This window comes from Tateyamaria sp. GN1-10 (assembly GCF_055693845.1).
The window spans coordinates 3517431-3541446 of the sequence record NZ_JBVFUR010000004.1 but is presented as its reverse complement, the minus strand read 5'-3'; the positions used below and the strand labels follow the sequence as shown (position 1 = coordinate 3541446).

Sequence of the window (24016 nt, the reverse complement as noted above, 5' to 3'; positions counted from 1 at the left end):
GCAACTTGGGCTGGCCGGGGTGCATACTCGGCCAGCCACTTCTTTGATGGGAACAGATGGCCATTGAGTTCAACCATATCGATGTGAGCGGTGGCTCTGCTGGATGCGCGGGGATCGCGCGTCTTGCCGAACGACCGGATACAAACTCGAGTGCGGTGAACGTGGTGATCGAATGCCAGGGCGAGGTTGCCTTGGGCATGGTGGAAAGGACAGCAGCATGAAGTTCAAAACCTTCTTCTGGTTCGTGGCACCATCGGTGTTCATGATGCTGCTTTTCATCGCGGCGCCTCTGGTTTCGGTCTTCATCCAGTCATTCCAGATCACCCAACCTGTCATGCAGCAGATTGAGGTCGAAACCTGTACTCCTGGCTTTTTGACCCAAACCTGCACGACGGAAATCAAGACGGTTCCCGTGATCGATGGGGAAACGGGCAGGACGCAGACAACAACGGCATGGGTGGGTTTCCAGAGCTACAAAAACGTCTTGCAGATGGACAAATTCTGGGCCGCCATCGGCTCCGGGAACTGGGGTGACATCCTTCAGATCGACTTCTGGAAGGCGTTGCGGTTCACGCTGATGTACACGCTGGTCACCCTGCCACTTGTTGTAGGTGTCGGTTTGATGATTGCGCTGGCGGTCAACAGCGCGGCCAAGGTGCTGCGCGGGCCGGTGATCTTTGTGTCGCTTCTGCCGTTCATTATCACGCCGGTGATCGGCGCGCTGTCGATCTATTGGCTGTTTGTCGGGGACGGCATTCTGACGGCAATGCTTGAGCGTTGGCTTGACCGCGACATCGCCATGTTTGCCCAGGCATGGACCATTGAGTTGCTCATATATTTCTACAGGGTCTGGCACGTGGCCCCGTTTGCCTTCGTGATTTTCTATGCCGGCCTACAGACGGTGAACATGGATACGCTGGAAAGTGCGATCATTGACGGGGCCAACAGGTTCGAGCGGCTGCGCTACGTGATCGTACCGCACCTCATGCCGCTGATTATCTTCATCGCGCTGATCCACCTGATGGATTGCTACCGCGCGTTCGATGAAATCATCGGCTTCCGTAGCGAGGCCTACGTGACGTCGCTGCAATGGCTGACCTTCGATTTCCTCACACCTGACGATGCGGGCAACCGAGCGATCAGCCGTGCGGCAGCCAGCGCCATGCTCACGATGATCGGGATCGTGTTCCTGCTGATCCTGCCGCTGCGCCGCACATGGCGCGACCACAAGGGAGGGGCGCACTGATGGCCTCGAAAGCTACTGCACAGCCGCTTTCGCTCAAGATTGCGTCTGGTGCGTTCCTCGCTTTCTGGTGCGTGCTGGCTGCTTTCCCAATCGCGTGGATCGCCGTCATGAGCGTGAAGTCCCCGCGCGACGCCTTTGCTGCGAGTGCGTGGGATGTGATTACCGGACCGGTTACACGGGACAGCGGCAATGGGTTGAGTTTCATTGATATCGCGCTTGGCTTGACGTTCCTGTTTTTTGCGGTGCGCTGGGCCTTTACGCGCCTGCCCAGGATGGTCGAGCAATTCTCGCCCCCGGTTTCATTGTGCTTGGATGGCTTGTCGGATCGGCTGTGTACGGTATTCTGTTCGTTCTGATCTTCTTTGGTGTGCTGCCTTCCGTTTTTGGTGCGCTCAACAGTATTGCCGGGCCGCTGGGTACGCCGATCTTGGGCCTCACGACCGAACATTACGTGGCGGTTTGGGCTGAAAACCAGTTCTACCGCAACTTCATGAACTCGATGATTGTGACGGCCGGTGTTGTCACAATCTCGCTGACCGTGGGCACCCTTGCAGGGTACGGGCTGGCACGGTCGGGATCGAACCTTGCCTTCTGGCTGCTGATCCTCGCGCTTGTCTTCCGCGCGCTGCCACACTCGGTGCTGGTGGCCGGTTACTTGCCTTGGTTCATCAACTCGGCAGAGATCCTGAGACCGATTTTTGGAGACCTGAGTCCAACGCTGTATGGCCAGCCTTGGGCCGTCATCGCGGTGCTGGTGTCTATCAATCAGCCCTTCACCATCTGGATGCTTCGGTCGTTCTTCCAGAACATCCCGAGTGAGTTGGACGAAGCGGCGCGGGTGGACGGCTGCTCTCACTTTCAGGCGTTTCGCCGGGTGATCATGCCGGTCATGTGGCCGGGGGTCATCACCACGGGGCTGTTCAGCTTCCTTCTGGGCTATAACGACTTCCTGGTGACGGCGCTGCTGCTTGATGCGCAGAACCAGACCATGGTTCCGGCCATCGCGGGCTACTTCAACCGCGAGACGACCACGACCGACCAGGTCGAAGCGGTCGCCGCCGCCGTGTCCATCACAGCGCCCTTGTTCCTGCTGGTCATGGTGTTCCAGCGCCAAATCGTGTCGGGCCTGACTGCGGGCGCGGTGAAGGGGTGATGATTTCTTCTGACTGAAAATACGACGGGGTTCGGGGCAGAGCCCCGGTTCGGCCCTATCAAAAAGGAAACAACACTGATGAAAGGTTCCCGACCGGAACAAGCGGTACTGACCCGCGATACAGACATGACCAAGACCGACGAAACGCGCGCGGTCATTGAGGGTATGGTAGATGGTCTGAACGACCACCGCATCGATGATATCGGCCAGTTCTTTGCCCAGTCCTTCCGCTGGATGGGCAACAGAGGCTGCGGCACCAAGACCGGGCTGCAAGAATTCCAGGACAACTGGCAGCGCCCGTTCCAGGTGGCCTTTGCCGACAAGGTCTGCGTGGATGAGGCGCGGCTTTACATGGGGGAATGGGCCGCGGCCTTTGGCCGTCAGGAAGCCACCCATGCTGGTGAGTTCATGGGGATTGCGCCCACTGGCAAGCGGATCGAGATCCGGTACATGGACTTCTGGAAGGTCGAAGAGGGTCGCATCACCGACAACTACGTGATGGTCGATTTTCCCCACGTCCTCGCCCAACTGGGGCGGGACGTATTTGATGGTGAAGGCTGGGAAGCCTTCGATCGCGGCGACAAGATCCCGCCGCGCCCGGATGTATGAGGTGACGAGATGACAATCGAATATTTGAAACGCGGCAAGCCCGAGGCGGAGCGGGCTGAAGACGACGCCAAGACACGGGCCATCGTGGAGGCGACGCTGGCCGATATCGAGGCGCGCGGGGATGCGGCGGTGCGGGATCTGTCGGAGAAGTTTGACAGCTACAGCCCCGAGAGCTTTCGCCTGGCGCAATCCGACATCGACGCACTGATGGCAGAACTGACCCCACGCGAGATGGAGGACATCAAGTTCGCGCAGCAACAGGTCCGCGACTTTGCGCAAGCACAGCGGGATTCGATGCTGGATATCGAGGTCGAGACGATGCCGGGCGTGATCTTGGGCCACAAGAACATCCCTGTTCAATCAGTGGGCTGCTATGTGCCGGGGGGCAAGTTCCCCATGGTCGCGTCTGCCCACATGTCGGTGGCGACGGCGAGCGTGGCGGGCGTGCCGCGCATCATCGCCTGTACTCCACCGTGGCAGGGCAAGCCGAACCCGGCTGTGATTGCCGCCATGTACTTGGGTGGGGCGCACGAGATATACGTTATGGGCGGCATTCAGGCGGTGGGTGCCATGGCCATCGGGACTGAGACGATTGACCCGGTCCACATGCTTGTTGGCCCGGGCAACGCCTTCGTGGCCGAGGCAAAACGCCAGCTTTTCGGGCGTGTGGGTATCGATCTGTTCGCTGGGCCGACTGAGACGATGGTGATCGCAGATGAAACCGTAGATGCCGAGATGTGTGCCACAGACCTGCTGGGGCAGGCGGAACACGGTTACAACTCGCCTGCTGTTCTGCTCACCAATTCGCGCAAGTTGGCGGATGAAACGGCTGCTGAAATCGAGCGTATCCTCGGTATCTTGCCCACAGCCGATACGGCACGCAAAAGCTGGGAGGACTACGGTGAGATCATCCTGTGCGATACCTATGACGAGATGTTGGAAATGGCCGACGATGTAGCGTCCGAGCACGTCCAGGTGATGACAGACCGCGACGACTGGTTCCTCGAACACATGACCTGCTATGGCGCGCTGTTCCTTGGCCCTCGCACCAACGTGGCGAATGGCGACAAGGTGATCGGCACCAACCACACCCTGCCAACCAAGAAGGCGGGACGGTATACGGGCGGTCTGTGGGTTGGAAAGTATCTCAAGACGCACAGCTACCAGAAGGTCACCACGGACGAGGCAGCGGCAGAGATCGGGGCCTACGGTTCACGGCTTTGCATGCTCGAAGGGTTCGTGGGACATGCCGAACAGTGCAATCTGCGGGTTCGTCGCTATGGCGGCATCAACGTACCGTACGGCGAGGGCGCACCGGCACGTGATGCGGCAGAGTAGGCACGCGCCTCGCAACAATTCTGGACAGGGATAAGATGGATCCTCACTCGCGGCACAAGGCCCTGATCGCACCTCTCCGACAGGCTTTGTACGACTTTGACCTGGGCGCTGTGCGGGCGCAGTTGCATACCCTATGCGCGCCTGACGCTGTGTTCCGCCTCGCTTTTCCGTTCGAAAATGTGACGGGTGTGGATGCGCATGTGGACCGGGCCTATGGTGCGTTGGCCACGGCATGGCCTGACCTTGAGCGGCGGGACACCATCGTGATTGCCGGGCCGACACCGGACGGTGCGGATTGGGTCGGCTGCGGTGGCTACTACACCGGCACATTCGCGGCCCCGTGGCTCGATATCCCGCCGACGGGCCACATTGTGCACATGCGGTTCCACGAATTCTACCGTTTCGAGAATGACAAGATCGTCGAGATGCAGGCCCTTTGGGACATTCCGGAGGTGATGATGCAGGCGAACGCCTGGCCGATGGTGCCGTCATTGGGTCGCGAATGGCATGTGCCGGGGCCCGCCACTTGCGACGGTTTTGTTCAAGGACCACGTGATGATGTGACCAGTGACGCATCCTGCCAGCACATCATCGACATGTTGGATCATCTCAAGAAACACCCAAGCCAGGGTGGGCCTGAAGTGATGGAGATGGAGCGGTTCTGGCACCCCAAGATGATGTGGTATGGGCCAAGCGGTATCGGGTCGGGGCGCGGCATCTCGGGGTTCCGCGACTGGCATCAGATTCCTTTCCTGAATGGCATGCCGGATCGCGGGAAATACGTTGACGAGATCGCCTACCACTTCTTCGGTGATGGGCCTTTTGCGGCGGTGACGGGCTGGCCGGACATGTACCAAACCATCACCCATGATGGATGGTTGGGCATCCCGCCCGTGAACAAGCGGATCGAAATGCGCAGTCTGGACTTCTGGCGCATCGAAAAGGGATTGATCCGAGAGAACTGGGTGATGGTCGATCTGTTGCACATGTATGATCAGATCGGTGTCGATGTTCTGGCCCGGATGCGCGAATTCAACAAAGCGCGCGCGGGTTTCGATCCTGAAACGGGACGAGCGATATGACCCTGATCGTTCATGGGCGTGCGACGTCGTCCAATGTGCAGGCGGTGATGTGGGGGGCTGCCGAATTGGGCCTTACTGTCATGCGGAAGGACGTTGGCGGTCGGTTTGGCGGCACTGAAACGGCGACCTTCCGATGTATAAACCCAATGGGGCTGGTTCCCGTACTGGAAGATGGTGACACGGTGATGTTCGAAAGCGCCGCTATCCTGCGGTATCTTTTGGCAAGATATGGTGCAGGCGGCCTTGTGGCATCCCCGCGCGATGACATGTGGGCCGAATGGGCCAAGCATACGCTGTGTCGGTCCTTTACCGTGCCGCTGTTCTGGGCCTACTACCGCACCCCCGAGGCAGAGCGGGACATGGCAGCCGTGGATCGCGCTTTGCGCCAGTTCGAAGCCCAACTTGCCGTGGCCATGTCGGAAAGGGGCAAGCGTGCTTGGATGTCGGGAGAAGACCTCGGGCTTGCGGACATCTGGGTTGGTCATGTTCTCTATCGCTACTTCACGCTGGGTCTTGACCGGCAGGTGCCGACGGGCGCGCAGGACTACTTCGACGCCTTGACCGCGCGGCCTGCGTATCGGACGCATGTGATGGTGGATTATCCTGAATTGAAAGGGAGGCTGTCGTTTTGACCGAACTGCCCCGTACCCCATCCTTTGATCTGTCTGGCAAGCGCGCGCTTGTGACCGGTGCGTCGTCCGGCATCGGCCTTGGATGCGCTGTGGCTTTGGCCGAGGCGGGCGCGCATGTCGTGTGCGCCGCGCGCCGCGCAGATGCCTTGGCCGATGTGGTCACTGCCATGGCCGATCAGGGGTGGAGTGCTGAAGCCATGCCGCTGGATCAGTCAAGTATCGAAGCGATCAACGTAGCCTTTGATGAACCATACGATATCGTCCTGAACTCCGCAGGGCTGGCGCGCCATGGCCCGTCAATGGAGACGAACCCCGACGATTTCGACGCGGTGGTTGGTATCAACCTCAAGGGGGCTTACTTCCTGTCCACGGCGGCTGCGCGGGCGCTCACAAAAGCGGGCAAGCCGGGGTCGATCATCCATATCTCATCGCAAATGGGTCATGTGGGGGGCATTGATCGCGCCGTCTATTGCGCCACGAAACACGGGGTCGAGGGGATGGTGAAGGCCATGGCCATCGAGTGGGGCAAGGCAAATGTTCGGATCAACACGGTCTGTCCGACCTTTGTGCGCACGGCCTTTACCGAGAAATCGTTTCAAGACCCGCAGCGTTATGCGTGGATCATGGACAAGATCAAGTTGCCGCGCGTGGCAGAGGTCGAGGATATCATGGGGGCCGTGCTATTTCTGGCCTCGGATGCGTCGGCCATGGTCACCGGCACCTCGATGCTGATCGACGGCGGGTGGACGGCGGACTGATGCGAGACCCAATGAAGCAGCCCGCAAATGATCTTGAAAAGCGTATGCAAAAACGCGCTGAAGAGGCTTGGGCGACCATGTCATCCGACGTGGTATTTGCCCTTCGAAAGCGGCTATTTCAAATGAATCCGATCAATGCAATCAAGGAAGTCGGGACACATTACCGCGATGGCGCATGGTCAATCACGCCATTTCCCGGCGCGTCGGGATTTGGCGAGCTTGGCTTGAGCGGATGCAAGTACATTCATGACAAACTCTGTGAGCGGGGAGACTGATGCCAGACAAGGTGACAGCACTTGATGTTGCCGAACGGGCGGGCGTGTCCCGCTCGGCTGTTAGTCGTGTCTTCACCCCCGGTGCATCAGTGTCCAAGCGCACTGCCGACAAGGTGCGGCAAGTGGCGGATGATCTGGGCTATCGGCCCAATGTGCTGGCCCGCAGCCTGATCACCGGGCGCAGTCGTATCATCGGCCTCGTCGTCGCCTATCTGGAAAACCACTTCTACCCCGAAGCCATCGAACGGCTTAGCCGTAAGTTGCAGGAACAGGGCTATCACGTTCTTGTTTTCCTCTCCTCCAACAGTGGGGAGGAGGCGGACGAGGTCATGGCTGAATTGCTCGACTACCAGGTGGACGGCATCATTGCCGCCAGCGTGGGCATGTCCAACGACCTTACGCAGCGGTGCGAGGCGGCAGGCATTCCCATCGTTCTGTTCAATCGGGCGCAGGATGATGATCGGCTATCTGCCGTGACCTCTGACAACTACCATGGTGGCCGCAAGCTGGCCGAGTTTTTGGTGGCGGGTGGGCACACGCGTATCGCCCATGTCGCGGGGTGGGAGGGCGCTTCGACCCAGCGCGATCGCGAGGCGGGGTTTGTTGCGGGGCTTCAAGCTGCCGGTCAGACGCTCGTTGCCCGTGGGGTGAGTGACTTCAATTTCGAACAGGCAAAGGATGTTGCACGCGAGATGTTTGCAGGGCCGGACCGTCCCGATGCAGTCTTTTGCGCCAATGATCACATGGCCTTTGCGGTCATGGATGTTTTGCGGTTCGAATTGGGGCTGAGCGTGCCGACGGATGTGTCTGTTGTCGGCTACGACGATGTGACCCTTGCGGCGTGGCCCAGCTACGATCTGACAACCGTGCGCCAGCCCGCCGGTCAGATGGCTGAAGCCACGGTCGATATTCTGATGGACAGGCTTGCCGATCCCGACACCAAACCCCGCCGCGTCGCGCTGGACGGACCGCTGGTCCTGCGCGGGTCGGCTCGCATACCCAAAGGATGGACCTCATGAAGGGTTTTTCGGACCGGTGGAAAGACTTCCCCGACTATATCATCGGCATCACCAAGGAGATATGGGAAGACCGTGGTATTGCGACCCTGCATCACTACTACAGCTCTGACATCGTCGTGCGGTCGCCCGGGTCCGTTGTGATCGGCAATGAGAAGGTGATTGGGGCCACCATGGCGACCCTGGCCGAGTTTCCCGACCGGACGCTGCTGGGTGAGGACGTGATTTGGAGCGGAACGCCGGAGGAGGGCATGCTGTCCTCGCACCGCATCTTCTCGACCGCGACCCACGTGGCGGACGGGGTTTATGGCAAGGCCAGTGGCAAGACCCTGCAGTACCGCATCATCGCGGACTGCCACGCCATCAACGACCAGATCAACGACGAATGGTTGATCCGCGACCAGACCGCCATTGTGAACCAGATTGGGTGGGAGGCGAAAGCCTATGCCGCTGACCTGATCGAGCGCGAGGGCGGGATGGAGAATGCGGTGCGTCCGTTGACCCCTGTGACGGACCGGTCCGGACCCTACAAGGGGCGGGGCAATGACAACGAGTGGGGTGCGAAATACGCTGACATCCTGACCCGGATCATGGGTGCGGATATGGCGGTAATTCCCTCTGAGTATGATCGTGCCGTACAATCCGAGTATCCCGGCGGAGTGACAGGTCATGGCACCGGTCCGGTGGATCGGTTCTGGATGGGCCTGCGTGCGTCCTTTCCCGACGCCGCATTCACCATCGACCATCAGATTGGGCGAGATGACGATATGATGCCGCCGCGCGCTGCCATCCGCTGGGCGTTGCATGGCAAGCATGACGGTTGGGGCTATTTCGGTACGCCCACAGGGGCTGAAGTCTATGTGCTGGGCATTTCTCATGCCGAGTTCGGGCCATGGGGTTTGCGCCGCGAATATGCGTTGTTTGATGAAACGGCGATCTGGAAACAGATCCTGCTGCAGACGGGATAGGTCAATGCGGATAGCTTTGTCATACGACGATAATGGCCAAGTCTTTTTATACCTCGACGAGGAAGGCCGGGAAGAGTTGCTTGCTGAACTGAATGCATTGGAGTTTCCAAAGGATCGCTCGAGCCATGAGCACTTCCATTTGATGTCGGAGCATTGGGGCATGGACACACTGGATATCGTGAGCGCTGACTTCTTAGACCAAATAAAGCAAAAAGCGGTACATCATTTGCGTGTGAGTATGCGCCCAAAGATTGATCATGTTTGGGCTAAAGACAACTCTGACGATGGTGGTCACTGAACCATGCGTCGGTACGATGAGCTCATGTTCACGGATGCGGTGAAGGCGTTGCAAGAGGCAGACAGATCTGCCGACATGTACGCGCGCAGCTATGGCGCGCGCACGCATGCCCTTTCAGCGGATGAGGTGGCCTTCATCACTTCGCGCACCTCATTCTACATGGCGACGGTCTCTGAAACTGGATGGCCCTACATTCAGCATCGGGGTGGGCCTGCCGGGTTTCTGAAGGTGCTTGATGACCACACGCTCGCTTTTGCGGACTATCGCGGGAACAAACAGCATATCAGCGAGGGCAATCTGGCTGGCGACGATCGTGTTTCAATGTTCCTGATGGACTACCCTCGCAAGGCGCGGATGAAGCTGCAAGGGCGCGCGACGTTTGCACAAGCACAAGACAATCCCAACCTTGCGGAGCAACTGGCAGTGGACGGGCAGGGTCGTGTTGAGCGTCTGGTGACCATCCGGCTTGAAGCCTTTGACTGGAACTGCCCCCAGTTCATTACACCGCGTTTCGATGCGTCTGAAATTGCGCAACTGGTTGGACCGGAGATGGACAAGTTAACCGCGCGAATTGCTGAGTTGGAAATCGAGAACGCGAAGCTGAAAGAGCAAGGATGACCGATCTGTACCGTGCCGCCGAACGCCTGATGGGGATGCAAGATGCCGATTGGCGGCGTCACGCGAACCCGTGGAGCGTTTGGACGCGGTTCTCGTGCCTGCCGCTGATTGTTCTGGCCATCTACGCCCGCCAGTGGATCGGCTGGTGGTGCGTACCGCTGATCTTGCTCGCGATGGCCTGGACATGGATCAATCCGCGCGCCTTTCCGCCACCCGTCGATTTCGGATCTTGGGCGTCACGTGGCACTTTGGGCGAACGCATCTTTTTGGCCCGCGACCAATATGAGGTTCCAGCCCATCACATGCGTGCGGCCAATGTGCTGACGACGTTGGCCGCTTTGGGGGTCTTGCCACTCATTTACGGCCTGATCTTTTTGAACCCGTGGGCAACGGCGCTCGGTTTGGTCGCGACCATCCTGCCCAAGGTCTGGTTCGTTGACCGTATGGTCTGGCTTCACTCTGACCTCACCAAGACTCTACCGGGTGATCCGTTGCCCGACCAACCCCTCCCACATGAAAGGACCCCTACATGACCCCCGCCGAGATGGAGCCGCGCATCGTGCGCTATGGCGACCTGATGCCGTGCAAAACTGCGTTCATTGACGCGCACACGCCGGGTTCGGACCAAAAGGAAAACTTCACCATCATCGGCGGCGGCGTGTCGGAGAGCCCGGATCAGCATGTCCACATCTCAATCCCGCATGGGTTCAACATCGGGGCAGCAGGACAGCCGCCAAAATGCCGCAACTCCCTGCACAGCCACCGCACGGCCGAGGTCTTTTTTGTCTTGTCGGGCCGTTGGCGGTTCTTCTGGGGACGCTGGGGAACCGCGGGCGAAGTGGTTTTGGAAGAGGGTGACATAATCAATATTCCCACGGGCATCTTCCGCGGGTTCGAAAACATCGGCACCGATTACGGGATGATAATGGCGATCCTTGGCGGGGATGATGCTGGTGGCGGTGTGATCTGGGCCCCGCAGGTGATTGAGGACGCTGCGGATCACGGACTGGTGCTGGGTGAGAATGGGAGCCTCTACGACACAAAGAAAGGCGAGAGCCTGCCCGACGGGGTGAACCCCATGCCTTTGCTGACCGAGGAGGAACTTAAGGACTACCCCGAAATGGCCCCCATGCAGGTCGTGGGCATGGGCGTGCGTCGCTATTGGGACATGGTGTGTCTGGCCAAGGATGCGCCCTGCAAGGTGATTGGTGAGACGGGTATCATCCGCGACAAACCGGGATTCGAAGTGGACCTGATTACCCGCAGCAGCGCAAGTGACGCCATGCACAGCCATGACAAACCCTCTGTTTTGATGCCGATGCGGGGACATTGGCGCGTCACGTGGGAGGGTGGTGCCACCACGCTTGCTCCGGGCGACACGATGAGTGTGCCAGAGAACCTGCCACACAGCGCAGTGCCTTCCATGACGGGGGAAGCATCACTGTATCATATCGTCGGTACGGACGATCCCGCTGGCCCCACGTGGACAGGATGACAGCGGGTCCTGATGATATACGCGGCGTCTATGACCGCCAGGCCGCTGTCTACGATGCCCAACGATCCCGCGCGTTGTTCGAGGCGCGCTGGCTTGCGCGCTTTGCCGCCGGGCTGGCGTCGGGCGCGCGGGTACTCGATCTGGGCTGTGGCACGGGCGAGCCCATAGCACGCTGGTTTAAGGCCGAGGGGTTCCACGTTACAGGCGTCGACTTCTCTGAGCCGATGCTCGACATCGCACGCCGCCGCTGGCCCGACGGGGATTGGCGGCAGGCCGATATGCGCCTCCTTGATCTCGGCGAAACCTTTGACGGCATTATCGGGTGGAACAGTTTCTTCCACCTGACCGCAGATGCGCAGCGCGGTTGCATTGGACGGATCGCTGGCCACCTTGAACCGGGTGGCATTCTGATGCTCACCGTCGGCCCTGACGCGGGCGAGGCGCACGGCGCCGTTGGCGGTGAGCCCGTCTATCACGCGTCACTGTCTCCTGCTGAATATGCCACATGCCTTGAGGCAAATGGTTTGCGTTTGACCGGTTTTTTGGCCGAAGACCCCGAGACCAATCGCCATTCCGTTCTGATGGCGCGCAAGATTTGAAGGAGAGTACCATGCCTGTTACCACCACCCACGTGGGATCACTTCCCCGTACGCAGAAGGTTGTCGACTTCATCTTTGCCCGCGAGCGGGAGGAAGCGTTTGACCAGGCGGCATTCGATGCGGCCATGGCGGAAGCGGTGGATGACACCGTCGCCAAGCAGGTGGCTGCGGGCGTGGATATCGTCAGCGATGGTGAGACGTCCAAGATCAGCTATGCCACCTATGTCAAGGATCGCTACTCAGGGTTTTCCGGGGACAGCCCGCGGAATGCGCCGGCCGATCTCAAACAGTTTCCCAGTTTTCTCAAGCGCTTGGCGGATGATGGAGGTACGCCGAAATATGCCCGCCCTATGTGCACGGGTGAGGTGAAGAGCAAGGGACAGGGCGAGCTGGAAAAAGACATTGCCAACTTAAAGGCCGCGATGTCCAAACATAGGGTTGAGCGCGGGTTCATGAATGCAGCATCGCCCGGTGTGATCTCGCTTTTTCTGCAGAATGATTTCTATCCAACCCGCGACGCTTATCTCGCCGCCCTCGCGGATGCGATGAAGACCGAATACGAAACCATCGTGGGTGCTGGGCTGGACCTGCAGCTCGACTGCCCGGACCTCGCCCTGTCGCGGCACATGCTGTTCAACGAGCTGAGCGATGCGGAGTTCCTCAAGATTGCCGATGCGCATGTTGAGGCGCTGAACCATGCGCTGGCCGATGTTCCGGCCGAGAAGGTCCGCGTACACATCTGCTGGGGCAACTACGAGGGGCCGCACACCTGTGACATCGCGATGGACACGGTGTTCCCGACCTTGATGGCCACCAAGGCGCGCTATGTGCTATTCGAGACGTCGAACCCTCGCCATGCACATGAATGGACTGTGTTTCGTGACCGTAAATTCGAAATTCCAGACGATAAGGTGCTGGTGCCGGGCGTCGTGGACACCACCACCAACTTCGTCGAACACCCCGAAGTGGTACGCCAGCGTATCGAACGGTTCACCGGCATTATTGGGTCCGACCGGGTTATTGCAGGCAGCGATTGCGGTTTTGGCACGTTTGCGGGCTTCGGGTCGGTTGATCCGGAAATTGCCTTTGCCAAACTGACCGCGCTGTCCGAAGGCGCAGCACTGGCGAACGGGTAAGCCATGGATGACGCGCTGCATGACCTGCTGAAATCGGTCGACACGCCAACTGTTTGCAACGCCATCGAAGTGGCGCAAGGCAGGCGGGGGTTCAACGCCTTCACGCGCGGCACAATGCTGGCCTCCGACCCTGACGGCGTCATGGTAGGCTACGCTCGCACCGCTCGCATTCGCGCACTTGCCCCGCCGACCGAAGCGCCCCAGGTGGTCAAGGCCAGGCGTATGGCCTACTACAAATACATGTCCGAAGGACGCCGTCCCGCTGTCTGTGTCGTGCAGGATCTCGACGTGCCAAACGCGATTGGTGCCTACTGGGGTGAGGTGAACACGAACATCCACAAGGCATTTGGCCTGTCCGGCACATTGACCGACGGTGTGATGCGGGACCTTGGCGATCTGGCGGATGGCTATCCGGTCGTGGCGGGGTCAGTGGGACCAAGCCACGGATTTGTTCACGTTGTCGACTACGATCAGCCGGTGCAAATCCATGGTCTCGACATTCGACCGGGTGATCTTGTGCATGCCGACAGGCATGGTGCGGTTGTCATACCCGAGGATGTGGCGCCCAAGCTGGCCGAGGCCATCGCCACGCTTGTGCGCTCCGAGACCATCGTTTTCGATGCGGTTAAAGGCAACCGCATCGGCTTTGAGGAGTTTGAAGCCGTCTGGACCGCATTTGAGGCTGCGCGCACATGATCCGCTGGGCGGCATCCATTGTCCTGCTATGTTGGGCGATGATGACACAGGCACAAACCCTCGATCTGGACCCGCAATGGGAGTACGTGGCCGACACGGTTATGGGTGGTGTGTCGTCGGGACAGGCGACCCGAGAGGTCGTGCAAGGCCGGGACGCGACACGCCTGACCGGGATCGTCTCGCTGGACAACAATGGCGGCTTCGTTCAGATCGCCTTCGACCTTGCCGGGGGCGCGGCGTTAGATACAAGTGCTTTTAAGGGCATCGCTCTGGATGTGCTTGGCAATGGCGAAACCTATGACTTGCGTTTGCGGACCGATGCACTTACGCGGCCGTGGCAATCGTTTCGAACCGAATTCACCGCCCCCGATACGTGGACAACGATCCGTCTCCCATTCACTGCTTTTACAGCGCACCGCACCGACGCCAGTTTTGACCCGATGCGCCTCCGCCGTATCGGAGTCCTCGCCATAGGGCGCGAGATGCAGGCAGACATCGCTGCGTCGGGCGTGCGCCTTTATCGCTAATCGCGTGGCGCGGGCGCACCCCCTCGAAATTATTGCCTGTTTCATAGTCACAAGGCGCATCCTGCATCTGAAGGTGCAACCCATCGCCAGTATACGGGTGCGCGCGGGCCAGATCCTCGTCAACGTCGATGCCCAGACCCGGGGTTTCAGGGGGGTGATGAAACCTCCCTCGATGCGGATGGTCCCCTTGATCAATTGGTCATGGAACGGCGTTTCGATTGTCTCGCACATCAGCAGGTTCGGGATTGATGCCGCTAGATGGATGTTCGCGGCCCACTCAACTGGCCCTGCATAAAGATGCGGTGCCATTTGCGCGTTGTAGACCTCGGCCATGGCGGCGACCTTCTTCATCTCCCAGATGCCACCCGCGCGGCCCAAGGCCGGTTGCAGGATTGTGGCGGCCCCACTGCGCAGAACAGGTGCAAACTCCGCCTTTGTGGTCAGTCGCTCGCCCGTGGCAACCGGGATGCGCACGGCGCGCGCCACTTTTGCCATCTCTTCAACGGCATCCGGCGGGATCGGCTCCTCGAACCACAGCGGGCTGAAAGGCTCGAGCGCCTGCCCAAGCCGAATGGCTCCGGCGGTGGTGAACTGGCCATGAGTGCCGAACAGTAGATCAGCCCGGTCGCCCACGGCCTCGCGAATGGCTTTGCAGAACGCTACGGATTGCGAGATATCCCGCATCCCCGGCATATGCCCACCGCGCATGGTATAGGGGCCAGCGGGGTCAAACTTCACCGCCGTATAGCCACGATCCACGCAATCCTGCGCCGACTCTGCCGCCATTTCAGCTGAGGTCCAAAATGCATCCAACCCATGATGGGGTAGGGGATACAGGTAGGTGTATGCACGGATGCGATCATTCATCCGACCACCCAACAGCGCCCACACAGGCCGCCCGCGCGATTTTCCCAAGATATCCCAGCATGCGATCTCAAGGCCCGAGAATGCCCCAATTACGGTCAGGTCAGGGCGCTGGGTAAAGCCCGAGGAATAGGCGCGGCGAAACATCAGTTCGATGTTCTCAGGGCTTTCCCCGCGCATATGCCTGTCAAATACATCTTCAATGACGGCCCGCATCGCCTCTGGCCCAACGGACGAGGCATAGCATTCACCCCAGCCGACGATCCCGTCATCTGTTGTGACCTTCACGAGGATCCAGTACCTGCCGCCCCAACCGGGGGCTGGGGGCGCCGTAACGATGATATCGAGGTCCTTGAGCTTCATTCTACGGTCCCTCTGCTTTGTTCCAAAAAACCCCGGGGGTGAATGGCATCTTTGTTGTGAATGGGTAAAGGCCAGGGTTGCCAAAGCCCGAGGGGGCTGGCCCCTTATGACCTGTCAAAAAGGATCACGTTGCGCCGCGCGGTTCCGGACTTGGTGTCGGCAATCGCTTCATTGATCTGATCCAGTGACCACCGGCCGGATATCAGGCTGTCGAGCTGTAGTCGGCCCTGTTCATACAGATCCACCATCCAGGGGATGTCGCGTTGGATGACGACATCGCCCATCTTGGACCCAACCATGCCTTGTCCGATCGCGGCCAGAATGACGGGTTCGTACGTGGCGGTGTCGCCCGAGTGCGGCATACCCACCATGACAACCTTGCCACCACGGCCCAGATACTTGGGTGCCTGCTCATAGGCGGGGATAGCGCCCACGGTGACGATCACCGCCTCGGCCCCCTTGCCACCAAGGGCCTTGTAGCTGGCGCGCCATGGCGACTTGCCCGTCGCCAGAACACCGTGGGTCGCACCAAACGCCTTGGCGTCGTCCAGCTTTTCTTCGGTCATGTCGACCGCGACGATGCGGCGGGCCCCCGCGATGCGAGCCCCCTGAATGGCATTCAGACCGACGCCGCCGGCACCAATGACAACCACATCCTGCCCGGCGCGCAGGCCGGCGGCGTTCACAACGGCGCCGACACCGGTGATGACCCCGCACGCGATCAGGCTCGCCGCCTCTTTCGATATGTCGGCGGAAATTTTCACGAGCTGCTTCTGATCCACGACGACCTTCTCGGCGAATGCCCCGCAGGCCATTGCCTGATGCAGCTTGCCATCATCGGTGGTGCGAATTGGCCCCTTGTCGCCATCATACGGTGTTTCACACACCGTTGGTTTGCCGCTTGCACAAGACGGACACGTTCCACAAGCTCGGATCAGCGTGACAATCACACTGTCCCCTTCTGACAGGCCCGTCACACCGGGACCAACCGCGCTGACCACACCGGCCGCCTCGTGCCCATAAACGGCAGGCAGGCTGCCGCCCCATGCGCCATCGGCATAGGAGATGTCGGAATGGCAGATCGCGACCGCGTCGAGCGTAACCTCGACCTCGCCCATCTCGGGGGCACGTATCATGATGTCTTCCACCACAAGGGGGGCGCCAAACGCGTGGCACACAGCGGCTTTGATTTTTTGCATGTTGTCCCTTTGTCTCCCTTTCCGGCGACGGTGACGCAGCGGCGTTTTGCAGGCAAGTCGGAAAACGACCGATCTAGGGCGCAGTTGAACCACTGACGTTGTGTGAGGCCGTTGTTCCCGCTTTCCGAACAAAAACCATCAGCGCCACAGCCATCAAAACAGCAGCCAATAGGAACGGTGCGCCCGGCAGGTACACGCCTGTCTCCGGCGTTGTGAAAGTATAGAAGACTGAAGTCATCAGCAGTGGTGATACTATCATTGCGAGAGCCGCAATCGAGACAAGCGCGCCTTGCAATTCACCCTGCTCATCGTCGCCCACGGCCTGCGACATGATGCTTTGTAAGGCGGGCGTAATGACTGCAGGCAGGGCGGCCAACGGGGTCAGGATCAGCAGCCATGTCCCGGAGCTGACAAAGCCGATAAGCAGGAACACGGCGACATCCGCAATGTGGCCGTAGACGACCGCGCCGCGCTCCCCGAAAATGCGCAGCATGGGGCGGATCAATCCGCCCTGCACCACGGCCATCGAGATGCCAAACAGGCTGAGTGATAGGCCGACCATACCAGGCGACCAGTCGAAACGTTCTGCCGTGTAGTAGGCCCAGATCGCCGGATAGACGATGAACGCGATCTGGTAGATGAAGAACACCAGCAAGAGTGGTCCAAGACCGGGTAGTTTACCCAAGTGTTTGAACAGCCCAAAAGGATTTGCGCGCGACCAGGCGAACGGGCGCCGAATACGGTCATCAACGGTTTCTTTCAGAACGATATAGCCGAACACCGCATTTGCAGCGGCGAGGCCCGCCGCCGCGTAGAATGGTGCACGGGTACCATATTCAGCCAGAAATCCACCCATTGCGGGGCCCAGCACAAAGCCAATGCCAAAGGCGGCTCCGATCAATCCGAAATTGGCGGCCTTCTGTTCGGGTTTCGAGATGTCGGCCATATAGGCGTTTGCCGTGGATTGGGTTGCAGCGGTGATGCCTCCGACAATCCGACCTAAAAACAACAGCCAAATGGTGCCCGCGACGGCCATGACCAAATAATCGAGCGCCAGCACAACCAGTGATACAAGTAGAATTGGGCGGCGCCCGTAACGGTCAGACAACGCGCCCAGAAGTGGACCAAAGAGGAACTGCATGGCGGCAAAGGTGGTCGACAGCACTCCGCCCCACAGGGCTGCGGTGCCCAGCCCCATCCCCTGCACCTCTTGGATGAGGTCCGGCATGACCGGCACGATCAGGCCGATGCCCATCGCGTCGATCATGACCGTCAGCAGGATGAAAATGACGGGCAGCTTCACAGGGTTTTCACCCGATTGGCAAAGGCGCGTGCGTCTGCGGGGGCCGTGCCCAGTTGGGTGGATGGGTGAAAAATGCTGTCGGGTAAATCGGGATGTGCGATGCGCGCGACGCTCTCCAATGACTGCTTTGATGCGACAGCGTCGGCAATCAAAGCCTTGGTTGCTGCCTGCGCGTCAGGCCGGGCCATCTGCTGTGCCAAGGCAAAACTCAGCGCTTCGGCATGAACACCGCCAAGGCCGTCAAACTTGGATGCCATGGCTGCTGTATTGGGCTTCCAGTTTTTTACAAGCGCGTGCGCGACGTTAATTGACGCTGCCCAGCACAATGCAATCTGCGGCATCACCATCCATTCTGTGAACCAAGCCGCGCCGTCACGCTGGTGCTGGTGTGCTGCGGCTGCCTGCAACGATGCCCGCAAACCCGTCATCTGATGGCCGAGAGCCGCCAGCGTTGATGGCCCAACCGGGTTTTGCTTCTGTGGCATGGTCGAGGATGATCCCGCCGCATCCAGTGCAATCTCCTGAGACTCCGTGGCTGCAAGCGCGACAGCAGTCTGCCCCATGGAGGAAAGGGTTGCCACGATCCGTGTCATCCAATCCGCAATACGCAAGACCGGCCCACGGTCAGTATGCCAACTGCGGCCGGGATCGTGCAGCTTCAGCGTATCGGCCAGCTCTGCCCGTGTCTCATTCGCCTTCGGCCCCAATGCGGACGCCGTCCCTGCTGCTCCGCTGAGCGACACCCACAAAGAGCCATCCCGCAAGGCCGGCAGTTCCAGCATCGCATCGGTCAAGGGTTGCCCCCATTGCGCCAGCACCGCGCCCCAGCTGGTGGGCGTCGCATGCTGCCCATAGGTTCGGGCGACCATCGGTGTCTCGGCATGCATCTCCGCCTGAAGCGCCATCGCTCTAAGCACGTCGCCAAATACATCTTGCTGCGTGCTTAGCGTCTGGCGCAGGCGCAACATCAACGCAGTGTCGATAATATCCTGACTGGTCGCCCCCCAATGAGCGTATTGCGCATGTTCCGGCGCTTCCATGGCCTTGCGGAATTCGGCCACGAGGGCAGGGACGCTGACCCCGTTCTGTCCCGTCGCGTCAGCAAGGCCCGCAGGATCAATTTGGACCTCCAAAGACGAGCGATGGATAAAGGCCGCACTCAACTCCGGGATGACGCCCTGTGCACCCTGAACTTTGGCCAATGCGCCCTCTACCAGCAGCATTGCCCGCACTTCGGCGCTGTCGGACCACAACCGCCCAACCTCACCCGTGGGGAACAATTTCCCATACAGGGCTGACGAAAAGACCGATGCCGCCATGTATCAGATGTGCCCCGTCGCACGCATGAAGTCTGTCAGCACGCGGGCGAATTCTTCGGGTCGCTCGACGCATGGCAAATGGCCTGCCTTGCGGATCAGGTGGAACTGACTGCCGGGGATCAGATCGACGGTTTCGCGCACCAGGTCGGGCGGGGTCGAGCCGTCTTCTGACCCCGCTATGCCCAACGTGGGCAAGCGTAGCGTGGCCGTCGTCGCATAGAAATCCGTGCCCGAGATCGCAGCCGAGCATCCTACGTACCCTGCGTCCTCTTGCCGGACCAGCATGTTGCGCCACAGCTCCAGGTCCGTGTTTCGATGAAATTCCTTTGAAAACCAGCGATCCATGACCGCATCGGCGAGCGCCTCGATCCCGCCGGTCATCACATCCTGAATGCGGTCCGCCCACATCTCTTTGGTGCCGATTTTGGCCCCGGTGTTCGACAGAACCATGGCGCGCATCAGGTCCAGCCGTTTCACGGCCAGCCCTTGGGCAATCATGCCGCCGATAGAGAGGCCCACGAACATTACGTCCTTGAAGCCATGCAAATCCATCAACCGTTCGCAGTCACCGACAAGCTGACCCATGGCGTAGGGCGCAGGTGGGCAGGTCGACAGGCCATGTCCCCGCTTGTCGAACCGAAGGATGCGCAGGCCATCGGGCAACAAAGGCAAAATCGGGTCCCACAACCGCATGTCTGTTCCCAGCGAGTTCACGAAAACAATCGGCGCGCCATCGTCCGGTCCGTCGATGCGGTAATGCAGGCGTACGTCGCCCAAATCCGCCATGTGCATGGTATTAATCCTTCAACCGCATATGCGCGATGATCTGCCCGTGATCCGAGGCCAGCTTGTTGTACGGCGCCTCGGCATGGCTGCCATCGGTCAGATGATCGTTCAACACGCTGAAATAGTCCATCTGCCCGATGCTTCCCTTTGCGTCAGGTAGAAAATGGCGGGACATGTAGATCTGGTCGATGCTCTCGTACACGCCGCCAAACGCTGCCGTATACACCATGTCGCGGGACGACTTGCGGATGAACTGTTTTTCCGCCGAATGCAGGCGCACCGTCTCAATATCCTCGCGTATTTGCGCGTCTTCTTCCTCTGAATACCGGTCGCGCGGGGTTTCGGCATCGTGCCGCAGCATCCATGCGTAGTTCTTGAAAGGATGCTCGCCGCTGATGATTTCCGAACTGACGGCATTCTCACCATCGTTGAAATCGCCCATGGCCATCACCGGGTGCCCGGCCCGTAATTCTTCGACAATGGCACGGCGCAGCACCCACGCCTCTGCCATCCGGCGCAGGGAAGCGCGCAGCCCACCCAAGGCGCGACCCACCGGATCATAACTGGTCAAATCCACTTCGGGGGGAAAGTCGGCACCTTCGGGCGGAACAAACTCACCCAGTTTCGATTTCAGATGGCAGTTGAAAACGGTGATGATATGATTGCCGACAGGGATGCGCACCTTAAGGATCGGGCGGCTCAGCCGGGTCAGGCGAAAGCTGCCGCCGCCATCCGGTCCCATCGGGCCAAAGTCGATGTCCAAGGGTTCAGGCAGATCCTGAATGATCTCTGGTTGACCTTCAAAACCGAACCGCGACAGGATCGCGACACCTGGACGGCGCTGCCCCGGTCCGCCGTCGTTCACATTCGGGGCCACAGCCAGCGCTGCGTTGGTATAAGGGCGATAGGCCAGCTTGCGAAAGATTGCCTTGCGCCGATAGCGTTTGTTGGGGCCGGGGATATGCTGGGCATTGTCGGCCATGCCTTCAATGTCCGCGGCATCAATTACCTCGCGCAGCGCGCGCTCCTCAAAAATCTCTTGAAATCCCACGATGTCGGCATCCATCGTCTGCACCTGCTCGGACAACCAATCAACTTTCCAAGCGTATTCTTCGGGCGTGTATTGCTGAAACTGGTAGTATTCCTGATCCGGTCCGATCAGGTTCTTGACGTTGAAACTGGCGATGGTGAATTCGGTCATGCAAGCGTGTCCAATGCGCGTTTGAAAATGTCAGGGTCCACGTTCCCGCCAGAGATTGTGACGATCACGTCGTCCCCGTCTATCTGGTCCTGCCGACACAAGGCGGCAGCAAGGGCCACGGCCCCGCCGGGTTCAGCGACGACTTTCAACCGCAAAAAAGCCTGCGCGACAGCGTGCAAAGCCTCGTCCTCGCCGACGACAAGGCCGGGGCCACACAAACGCTTCATGATGGGAAAAGTCAGGTCGCCGGGCTGTGGGGTGATGATGGCGTCACATATGTTGCCCGATACTGCGTTGTTCCGCTCGATCCCGCCTGAGCGCAGCGAACGAGCCACATCGTCGAACCCTTCCGGTTCCGCTGGGCGCACACGCAAGCCCGGCGCCTCAGCCTCAAGCGCAAGGGCGATGCCGCTTGTTAAACCACCACCGCCACAACAGACAATCACGTCAGCAGTCGTCACCCCCACAGCCGCCGCCTGTTCCGCGATCTCCAGCCCGGTCGTGCCCTGGCCCGCAATCACCTGCGGCTCATCGAAAGGTTTGATCAGGGTCAGACCGCGCTCCTGGGCTAGTTGTGTACCGATCGCGTCGCGATCACCTGACCCACGCTCATATAACACCACCTCAGCGCCAAGCGCCTTGGTATTCGCGATCTTAAGAGCAGGCGCATCGCTAGGCATGACGATGACAGACGGCACGCCATGCATCTGCGCCGCAAGCGCCACTCCTTGCGCATGATTGCCACTGGAAAAGGCGATGACACCTGCGGCCCGCGTGGCCTCGTCCAAGGCTGACAGGGCCGACCACGCGCCACGGAACTTGAAGCTGCCGGTATGTTGCAGGCACTCTGGCTTGATCCAGACACGGCGGTCCGCGATCTCGTCAATAAATGGGGAACTCAGGAGAGGGGTCTTGCGCGCGTGCCCTTCCAGCCGCGCTGCCGCCGCGCGGATTATTTCAATATTCAAAGCAGCTTCTCCATCCATGTCCGTATTGCCGCCAAGGCTTCGGGCTCATCCAGAAACGGGACATGGCCGCGCCCCGGGACCTCGGCAAGGATCATGTCGGGGCGACGATCCTGCATTTTCTGCGCTGTTTGCGCGCTCAACAAGTCAGATCCTGCACCGCGGATCAGGGCCAGCGGCTTGCCTGCCAATGCATCAAAGAAGGGCCACAGGTCCGGCATCTCGCCACCTGCCTCGACCGCATCACGCAGACGCGGATCGTAGGTGATGTCGAGGCCGTCTTTTGTTTCGACAAAATGCGTGTTTGCTTCCTGCACCCAACGCTCTGCGGGTACGCCTTCGAAGCCCTTCAGGACATGGGGCAAAGCTGTCGCCGCCTCGGTCAAAGTGCGGGCGGCCGGGCGGCGCCCCAGATACGCCATGATGCCGGACAGCCCCAATGGGTCGAATTCCGGTCCAACGTCGTTCAAGGCAGCACCCAGCAGGCGATCCGGCGCACTTGCCGCTAATCCCATGGCATTCAGTCCGCCGCGTGAGGTGCCAAGGATGGCGACCCCTGACAACGACAGATGATCCATCAATTCCATCACATCTCGCACCTCGACCGGCAAGGTATAGTTCTGCCACTTGTCATCCCACTGCGATTGCCCGCGCCCGCGATAGTCCATCTTGATCAGGCGGCAGGGCGGAAGATGTGGTGCGATGTACTGGAAATCTTGCGTGGTGCGGGTCAAGCCGGGCAGGCACAGCAGCGGCAGCCCTTCGCCATGATCCTCGAAATACAGTGACAGGCCATCCGACGTTTGAAACGTGCTCATGCGCTGGCCAGCTGCGGTATGCCAGTCAGATCATTCAACACGTGCTGCGGCACCCACGGTAAACGGTCCACAGGCTCACCTGCGCGGTTCACCCAAGCCGTGTTGAACCCATAGCCGGACGCGCCTGCGGCATCCCATCCGTTTGAGGATATAAAAAGCACTTCGTTCGCAGCACATCCAAAACGTTGGCCGACAAGGTCATATACCCGGCTGTCCGGTTTGAAGATGCCGACGCTTTCCACGGACAGGCAATCGTCCAGCACATCGCCAATCCCAGCCGATTGAACAGCCCCGTTCAGCATATCTGGCGATCCGTTGGACAAGATAGCGGTGTTTATCCCGGCATCCTTCAAAGCATGCAGCATCGCTGGCACTTCAGGATAGGCTTGCAATTCCCAGTACAGTGCCAGCAAACGCTCGCGTAGGGCTGCGTCGCCTGCAAGGCCGTTGCGCTCCAGTGCCCAATCAAGCCCCTCCTGCGTGACCTGCCAGAAATCGGTATGCGCATCAGTGATGGCGCGGAGCCATGTGTATTGCAATTGCTTCTGCCGCCAGTGCTCGGCCACCGCAGGCCATGTGTCGGTCAGCTGCGGAAAGGCTGGCTCTGCCGCGGCAATGCGTGCGGCTGCCGCCACATCAAAAAGCGTGCCGTAGGCGTCAAAAATACAAGTCGTGATAGGCATTAGTGGCGCTCCTTTGGGCGCAGACTGGCACGGAGGGACGCCAACGAAAAGAGGCGAGGTGGGGTTTAC

At 59.8% G+C, this 24016-nt stretch carries 28 protein-coding genes and 1 pseudogene; 20 read left to right on the top strand and 9 right to left on the bottom strand.

Translation table 11 applies throughout. The annotated features are described in order from the left end of the window. The first annotated feature begins 56 nt into the window (after positions 1-56). The 20 genes from ACZ1HN_RS19675 (at position 57) to ACZ1HN_RS19580 (ending at position 14446) form a co-directional block, all read left to right on the top strand. Positions 57-221 carry a hypothetical protein gene (locus ACZ1HN_RS19675; RefSeq protein ID WP_299698759.1) on the top strand — a complete coding sequence of 55 codons (165 nt, stop codon included), beginning with the start codon at positions 57-59 and terminating at the stop codon, positions 219-221. Beyond that, the gene (locus tag ACZ1HN_RS19670; protein ID WP_472728723.1) at positions 218-1246 is read left to right on the top strand and encodes a carbohydrate ABC transporter permease; all 1029 of its coding nucleotides are present in this window, start codon (positions 218-220) and stop codon (positions 1244-1246) included. The genes ACZ1HN_RS19675 and ACZ1HN_RS19670 overlap by 4 nt, the downstream gene beginning before the upstream one ends. Then, a complete protein-coding gene (locus tag ACZ1HN_RS19665; protein WP_472728722.1) occupies positions 1246-1602 on the top strand; it encodes a hypothetical protein in 357 nt (118 codons plus the stop codon). Before ACZ1HN_RS19670 ends, ACZ1HN_RS19665 begins: the two co-directional genes overlap by 1 nt. Next, the gene (locus ACZ1HN_RS19660; protein WP_472728721.1) at positions 1578-2399 is read left to right on the top strand and encodes a carbohydrate ABC transporter permease; all 822 of its coding nucleotides are present in this window, start codon (positions 1578-1580) and stop codon (positions 2397-2399) included. The genes ACZ1HN_RS19665 and ACZ1HN_RS19660 overlap by 25 nt, the downstream gene beginning before the upstream one ends. Before the next feature lie 78 nt (positions 2400-2477). Continuing rightward, on the top strand, positions 2478-3008 hold the full coding sequence (locus ACZ1HN_RS19655; protein ID WP_472728720.1) for an ester cyclase: 531 nt from the start codon (positions 2478-2480) through the stop codon (positions 3006-3008). Between the two features lie 9 nt (positions 3009-3017). Then, the gene (gene hisD / locus ACZ1HN_RS19650; protein ID WP_472728719.1) at positions 3018-4346 is read left to right on the top strand and encodes a histidinol dehydrogenase; all 1329 of its coding nucleotides are present in this window, start codon (positions 3018-3020) and stop codon (positions 4344-4346) included. A gap of 35 nt (positions 4347-4381) precedes the next feature. After that, positions 4382-5428, top strand: coding sequence for a nuclear transport factor 2 family protein (locus tag ACZ1HN_RS19645; RefSeq protein ID WP_472728718.1), 1047 nt, complete (start codon positions 4382-4384; stop codon positions 5426-5428). Further along, positions 5425-6060, top strand: coding sequence for a glutathione S-transferase family protein (locus ACZ1HN_RS19640; protein ID WP_472728717.1), 636 nt, complete (start codon positions 5425-5427; stop codon positions 6058-6060). The genes ACZ1HN_RS19645 and ACZ1HN_RS19640 overlap by 4 nt, the downstream gene beginning before the upstream one ends. Continuing rightward, on the top strand, positions 6057-6818 hold the full coding sequence (locus ACZ1HN_RS19635; RefSeq protein WP_472728716.1) for an SDR family NAD(P)-dependent oxidoreductase: 762 nt from the start codon (positions 6057-6059) through the stop codon (positions 6816-6818). Before ACZ1HN_RS19640 ends, ACZ1HN_RS19635 begins: the two co-directional genes overlap by 4 nt. A gap of 44 nt (positions 6819-6862) precedes the next feature. After that, complete coding sequence (locus ACZ1HN_RS19630; RefSeq protein ID WP_472728715.1) at positions 6863-7093, top strand: hypothetical protein; 231 nt, start codon at positions 6863-6865, stop codon at positions 7091-7093. Continuing rightward, positions 7093-8112 carry a LacI family DNA-binding transcriptional regulator gene (locus ACZ1HN_RS19625; RefSeq protein ID WP_472728714.1) on the top strand — a complete coding sequence of 340 codons (1020 nt, stop codon included), beginning with the start codon at positions 7093-7095 and terminating at the stop codon, positions 8110-8112. The genes ACZ1HN_RS19630 and ACZ1HN_RS19625 overlap by 1 nt, the downstream gene beginning before the upstream one ends. Beyond that, positions 8109-9077: an ester cyclase gene (locus ACZ1HN_RS19620; protein ID WP_472728713.1), complete on the top strand. Its 969-nt coding sequence runs from the start codon at positions 8109-8111 to the stop codon at positions 9075-9077. The genes ACZ1HN_RS19625 and ACZ1HN_RS19620 overlap by 4 nt, the downstream gene beginning before the upstream one ends. Positions 9078-9093: 16 nt before the next feature. Beyond that, a complete protein-coding gene (locus ACZ1HN_RS19615; protein WP_472728712.1) occupies positions 9094-9375 on the top strand; it encodes a hypothetical protein in 282 nt (93 codons plus the stop codon). Positions 9376-9378: 3 nt separating this feature from the next. Continuing rightward, positions 9379-9993, top strand: a complete 615-nt coding sequence (locus ACZ1HN_RS19610) for a pyridoxamine 5'-phosphate oxidase family protein (protein WP_472728711.1) — start codon at positions 9379-9381, stop codon at positions 9991-9993. Then, positions 9990-10526, top strand: a complete 537-nt coding sequence (locus ACZ1HN_RS19605) for a DUF6653 family protein (protein ID WP_472728710.1) — start codon at positions 9990-9992, stop codon at positions 10524-10526. The genes ACZ1HN_RS19610 and ACZ1HN_RS19605 overlap by 4 nt, the downstream gene beginning before the upstream one ends. Further along, positions 10523-11488, top strand: a complete 966-nt coding sequence (locus ACZ1HN_RS19600; RefSeq protein WP_472728709.1) for a cupin domain-containing protein — start codon at positions 10523-10525, stop codon at positions 11486-11488. The genes ACZ1HN_RS19605 and ACZ1HN_RS19600 overlap by 4 nt, the downstream gene beginning before the upstream one ends. Beyond that, positions 11485-12087, top strand: coding sequence for a class I SAM-dependent DNA methyltransferase (locus ACZ1HN_RS19595; RefSeq protein ID WP_472728708.1), 603 nt, complete (start codon positions 11485-11487; stop codon positions 12085-12087). Before ACZ1HN_RS19600 ends, ACZ1HN_RS19595 begins: the two co-directional genes overlap by 4 nt. An 11-nt stretch (positions 12088-12098) precedes the next feature. Next, the gene (locus tag ACZ1HN_RS19590; protein WP_472728707.1) at positions 12099-13223 is read left to right on the top strand and encodes a cobalamin-independent methionine synthase II family protein; all 1125 of its coding nucleotides are present in this window, start codon (positions 12099-12101) and stop codon (positions 13221-13223) included. Positions 13224-13226: 3 nt separating this feature from the next. Beyond that, positions 13227-13919, top strand: a complete 693-nt coding sequence (locus ACZ1HN_RS19585; RefSeq protein WP_472728706.1) for an RraA family protein — start codon at positions 13227-13229, stop codon at positions 13917-13919. Beyond that, the gene (locus tag ACZ1HN_RS19580; protein ID WP_472728705.1) at positions 13916-14446 is read left to right on the top strand and encodes a CIA30 family protein; all 531 of its coding nucleotides are present in this window, start codon (positions 13916-13918) and stop codon (positions 14444-14446) included. The genes ACZ1HN_RS19585 and ACZ1HN_RS19580 overlap by 4 nt, the downstream gene beginning before the upstream one ends. A 10-nt stretch (positions 14447-14456) precedes the next feature. Here the strand turns inward: ACZ1HN_RS19580 and ACZ1HN_RS19575 are convergent. The 9 genes and pseudogenes from ACZ1HN_RS19575 to ACZ1HN_RS19535 form a co-directional block, all read right to left on the bottom strand. Continuing rightward, a pseudogene (locus ACZ1HN_RS19575) lies at positions 14457-15673 on the bottom strand (mandelate racemase/muconate lactonizing enzyme family protein); the annotation flags it as partial. A 104-nt stretch (positions 15674-15777) separates the two neighbouring features. Next, positions 15778-16872, bottom strand: a complete 1095-nt coding sequence (locus ACZ1HN_RS19570; RefSeq protein ID WP_472728704.1) for a Zn-dependent alcohol dehydrogenase — start codon at positions 16870-16872, stop codon at positions 15778-15780. A 73-nt stretch (positions 16873-16945) separates the two neighbouring features. Further along, positions 16946-18175 carry a TCR/Tet family MFS transporter gene (locus tag ACZ1HN_RS19565; RefSeq protein WP_472728703.1) on the bottom strand — a complete coding sequence of 410 codons (1230 nt, stop codon included), beginning with the start codon at positions 18173-18175 and terminating at the stop codon, positions 16946-16948. Continuing rightward, complete coding sequence (locus ACZ1HN_RS19560; RefSeq protein ID WP_472728702.1) at positions 18172-19494, bottom strand: lyase family protein; 1323 nt, start codon at positions 19492-19494, stop codon at positions 18172-18174. Before ACZ1HN_RS19560 ends, ACZ1HN_RS19565 begins: the two co-directional genes overlap by 4 nt. Before the next feature lie 3 nt (positions 19495-19497). After that, entirely contained in the window at positions 19498-20286 is a 789-nt protein-coding gene (gene pcaD, locus ACZ1HN_RS19555) for a 3-oxoadipate enol-lactonase (RefSeq protein WP_472728701.1), read from the bottom strand. 4 nt (positions 20287-20290) lie between these two features. Next, a complete protein-coding gene (locus ACZ1HN_RS19550; RefSeq protein ID WP_472728700.1) occupies positions 20291-21481 on the bottom strand; it encodes an endonuclease/exonuclease/phosphatase family protein in 1191 nt (396 codons plus the stop codon). Beyond that, positions 21478-22467: a threonine ammonia-lyase gene (locus ACZ1HN_RS19545; protein WP_472728699.1), complete on the bottom strand. Its 990-nt coding sequence runs from the start codon at positions 22465-22467 to the stop codon at positions 21478-21480. Before ACZ1HN_RS19545 ends, ACZ1HN_RS19550 begins: the two co-directional genes overlap by 4 nt. After that, on the bottom strand, positions 22446-23264 hold the full coding sequence (locus tag ACZ1HN_RS19540; protein ID WP_472728698.1) for an alpha/beta fold hydrolase: 819 nt from the start codon (positions 23262-23264) through the stop codon (positions 22446-22448). The genes ACZ1HN_RS19545 and ACZ1HN_RS19540 overlap by 22 nt, the downstream gene beginning before the upstream one ends. Further along, on the bottom strand, positions 23261-23947 hold the full coding sequence (locus ACZ1HN_RS19535) for a haloacid dehalogenase type II (RefSeq protein ID WP_472728697.1): 687 nt from the start codon (positions 23945-23947) through the stop codon (positions 23261-23263). The genes ACZ1HN_RS19540 and ACZ1HN_RS19535 overlap by 4 nt, the downstream gene beginning before the upstream one ends. Positions 23948-24016 lie beyond the last annotated feature (69 nt).

Excerpts from the sequence above, each read along its gene's own strand:
- ACZ1HN_RS19675 (WP_299698759.1), top strand. The coding sequence starts at position 57 with ATGGCCATTGAGTTCAACCATATCGATGTGAGCGGTGGCTCTGCTGGA.
- ACZ1HN_RS19670 (WP_472728723.1), top strand. The coding sequence starts at position 218 with ATGAAGTTCAAAACCTTCTTCTGGTTCGTGGCACCATCGGTGTTCATG.
- ACZ1HN_RS19665 (WP_472728722.1), top strand. The coding sequence starts at position 1,246 with ATGGCCTCGAAAGCTACTGCACAGCCGCTTTCGCTCAAGATTGCGTCT.
- ACZ1HN_RS19655 (WP_472728720.1), top strand. The coding sequence starts at position 2,478 with ATGAAAGGTTCCCGACCGGAACAAGCGGTACTGACCCGCGATACAGAC.
- hisD (WP_472728719.1), top strand. The coding sequence starts at position 3,018 with ATGACAATCGAATATTTGAAACGCGGCAAGCCCGAGGCGGAGCGGGCT.
- ACZ1HN_RS19645 (WP_472728718.1), top strand. The coding sequence starts at position 4,382 with ATGGATCCTCACTCGCGGCACAAGGCCCTGATCGCACCTCTCCGACAG.
- ACZ1HN_RS19640 (WP_472728717.1), top strand. The coding sequence starts at position 5,425 with ATGACCCTGATCGTTCATGGGCGTGCGACGTCGTCCAATGTGCAGGCG.
- ACZ1HN_RS19630 (WP_472728715.1), top strand. The coding sequence starts at position 6,863 with ATGCAAAAACGCGCTGAAGAGGCTTGGGCGACCATGTCATCCGACGTG.
- ACZ1HN_RS19625 (WP_472728714.1), top strand. The coding sequence starts at position 7,093 with ATGCCAGACAAGGTGACAGCACTTGATGTTGCCGAACGGGCGGGCGTG.
- ACZ1HN_RS19620 (WP_472728713.1), top strand. The coding sequence starts at position 8,109 with ATGAAGGGTTTTTCGGACCGGTGGAAAGACTTCCCCGACTATATCATC.
- ACZ1HN_RS19610 (WP_472728711.1), top strand. The coding sequence starts at position 9,379 with ATGCGTCGGTACGATGAGCTCATGTTCACGGATGCGGTGAAGGCGTTG.
- ACZ1HN_RS19605 (WP_472728710.1), top strand. The coding sequence starts at position 9,990 with ATGACCGATCTGTACCGTGCCGCCGAACGCCTGATGGGGATGCAAGAT.
- ACZ1HN_RS19600 (WP_472728709.1), top strand. The coding sequence starts at position 10,523 with ATGACCCCCGCCGAGATGGAGCCGCGCATCGTGCGCTATGGCGACCTG.
- ACZ1HN_RS19595 (WP_472728708.1), top strand. The coding sequence starts at position 11,485 with ATGACAGCGGGTCCTGATGATATACGCGGCGTCTATGACCGCCAGGCC.
- ACZ1HN_RS19590 (WP_472728707.1), top strand. The coding sequence starts at position 12,099 with ATGCCTGTTACCACCACCCACGTGGGATCACTTCCCCGTACGCAGAAG.
- ACZ1HN_RS19585 (WP_472728706.1), top strand. The coding sequence starts at position 13,227 with ATGGATGACGCGCTGCATGACCTGCTGAAATCGGTCGACACGCCAACT.
- ACZ1HN_RS19580 (WP_472728705.1), top strand. The coding sequence starts at position 13,916 with ATGATCCGCTGGGCGGCATCCATTGTCCTGCTATGTTGGGCGATGATG.
- ACZ1HN_RS19570 (WP_472728704.1), bottom strand. The coding sequence starts at position 16,872 with ATGCAAAAAATCAAAGCCGCTGTGTGCCACGCGTTTGGCGCCCCCCTT.
- ACZ1HN_RS19560 (WP_472728702.1), bottom strand. The coding sequence starts at position 19,494 with ATGGCGGCATCGGTCTTTTCGTCAGCCCTGTATGGGAAATTGTTCCCC.
- pcaD (WP_472728701.1), bottom strand. The coding sequence starts at position 20,286 with ATGCACATGGCGGATTTGGGCGACGTACGCCTGCATTACCGCATCGAC.
- ACZ1HN_RS19550 (WP_472728700.1), bottom strand. The coding sequence starts at position 21,481 with ATGACCGAATTCACCATCGCCAGTTTCAACGTCAAGAACCTGATCGGA.
- ACZ1HN_RS19545 (WP_472728699.1), bottom strand. The coding sequence starts at position 22,467 with ATGGATGGAGAAGCTGCTTTGAATATTGAAATAATCCGCGCGGCGGCA.
- ACZ1HN_RS19540 (WP_472728698.1), bottom strand. The coding sequence starts at position 23,264 with ATGAGCACGTTTCAAACGTCGGATGGCCTGTCACTGTATTTCGAGGAT.
- ACZ1HN_RS19535 (WP_472728697.1), bottom strand. The coding sequence starts at position 23,947 with ATGCCTATCACGACTTGTATTTTTGACGCCTACGGCACGCTTTTTGAT.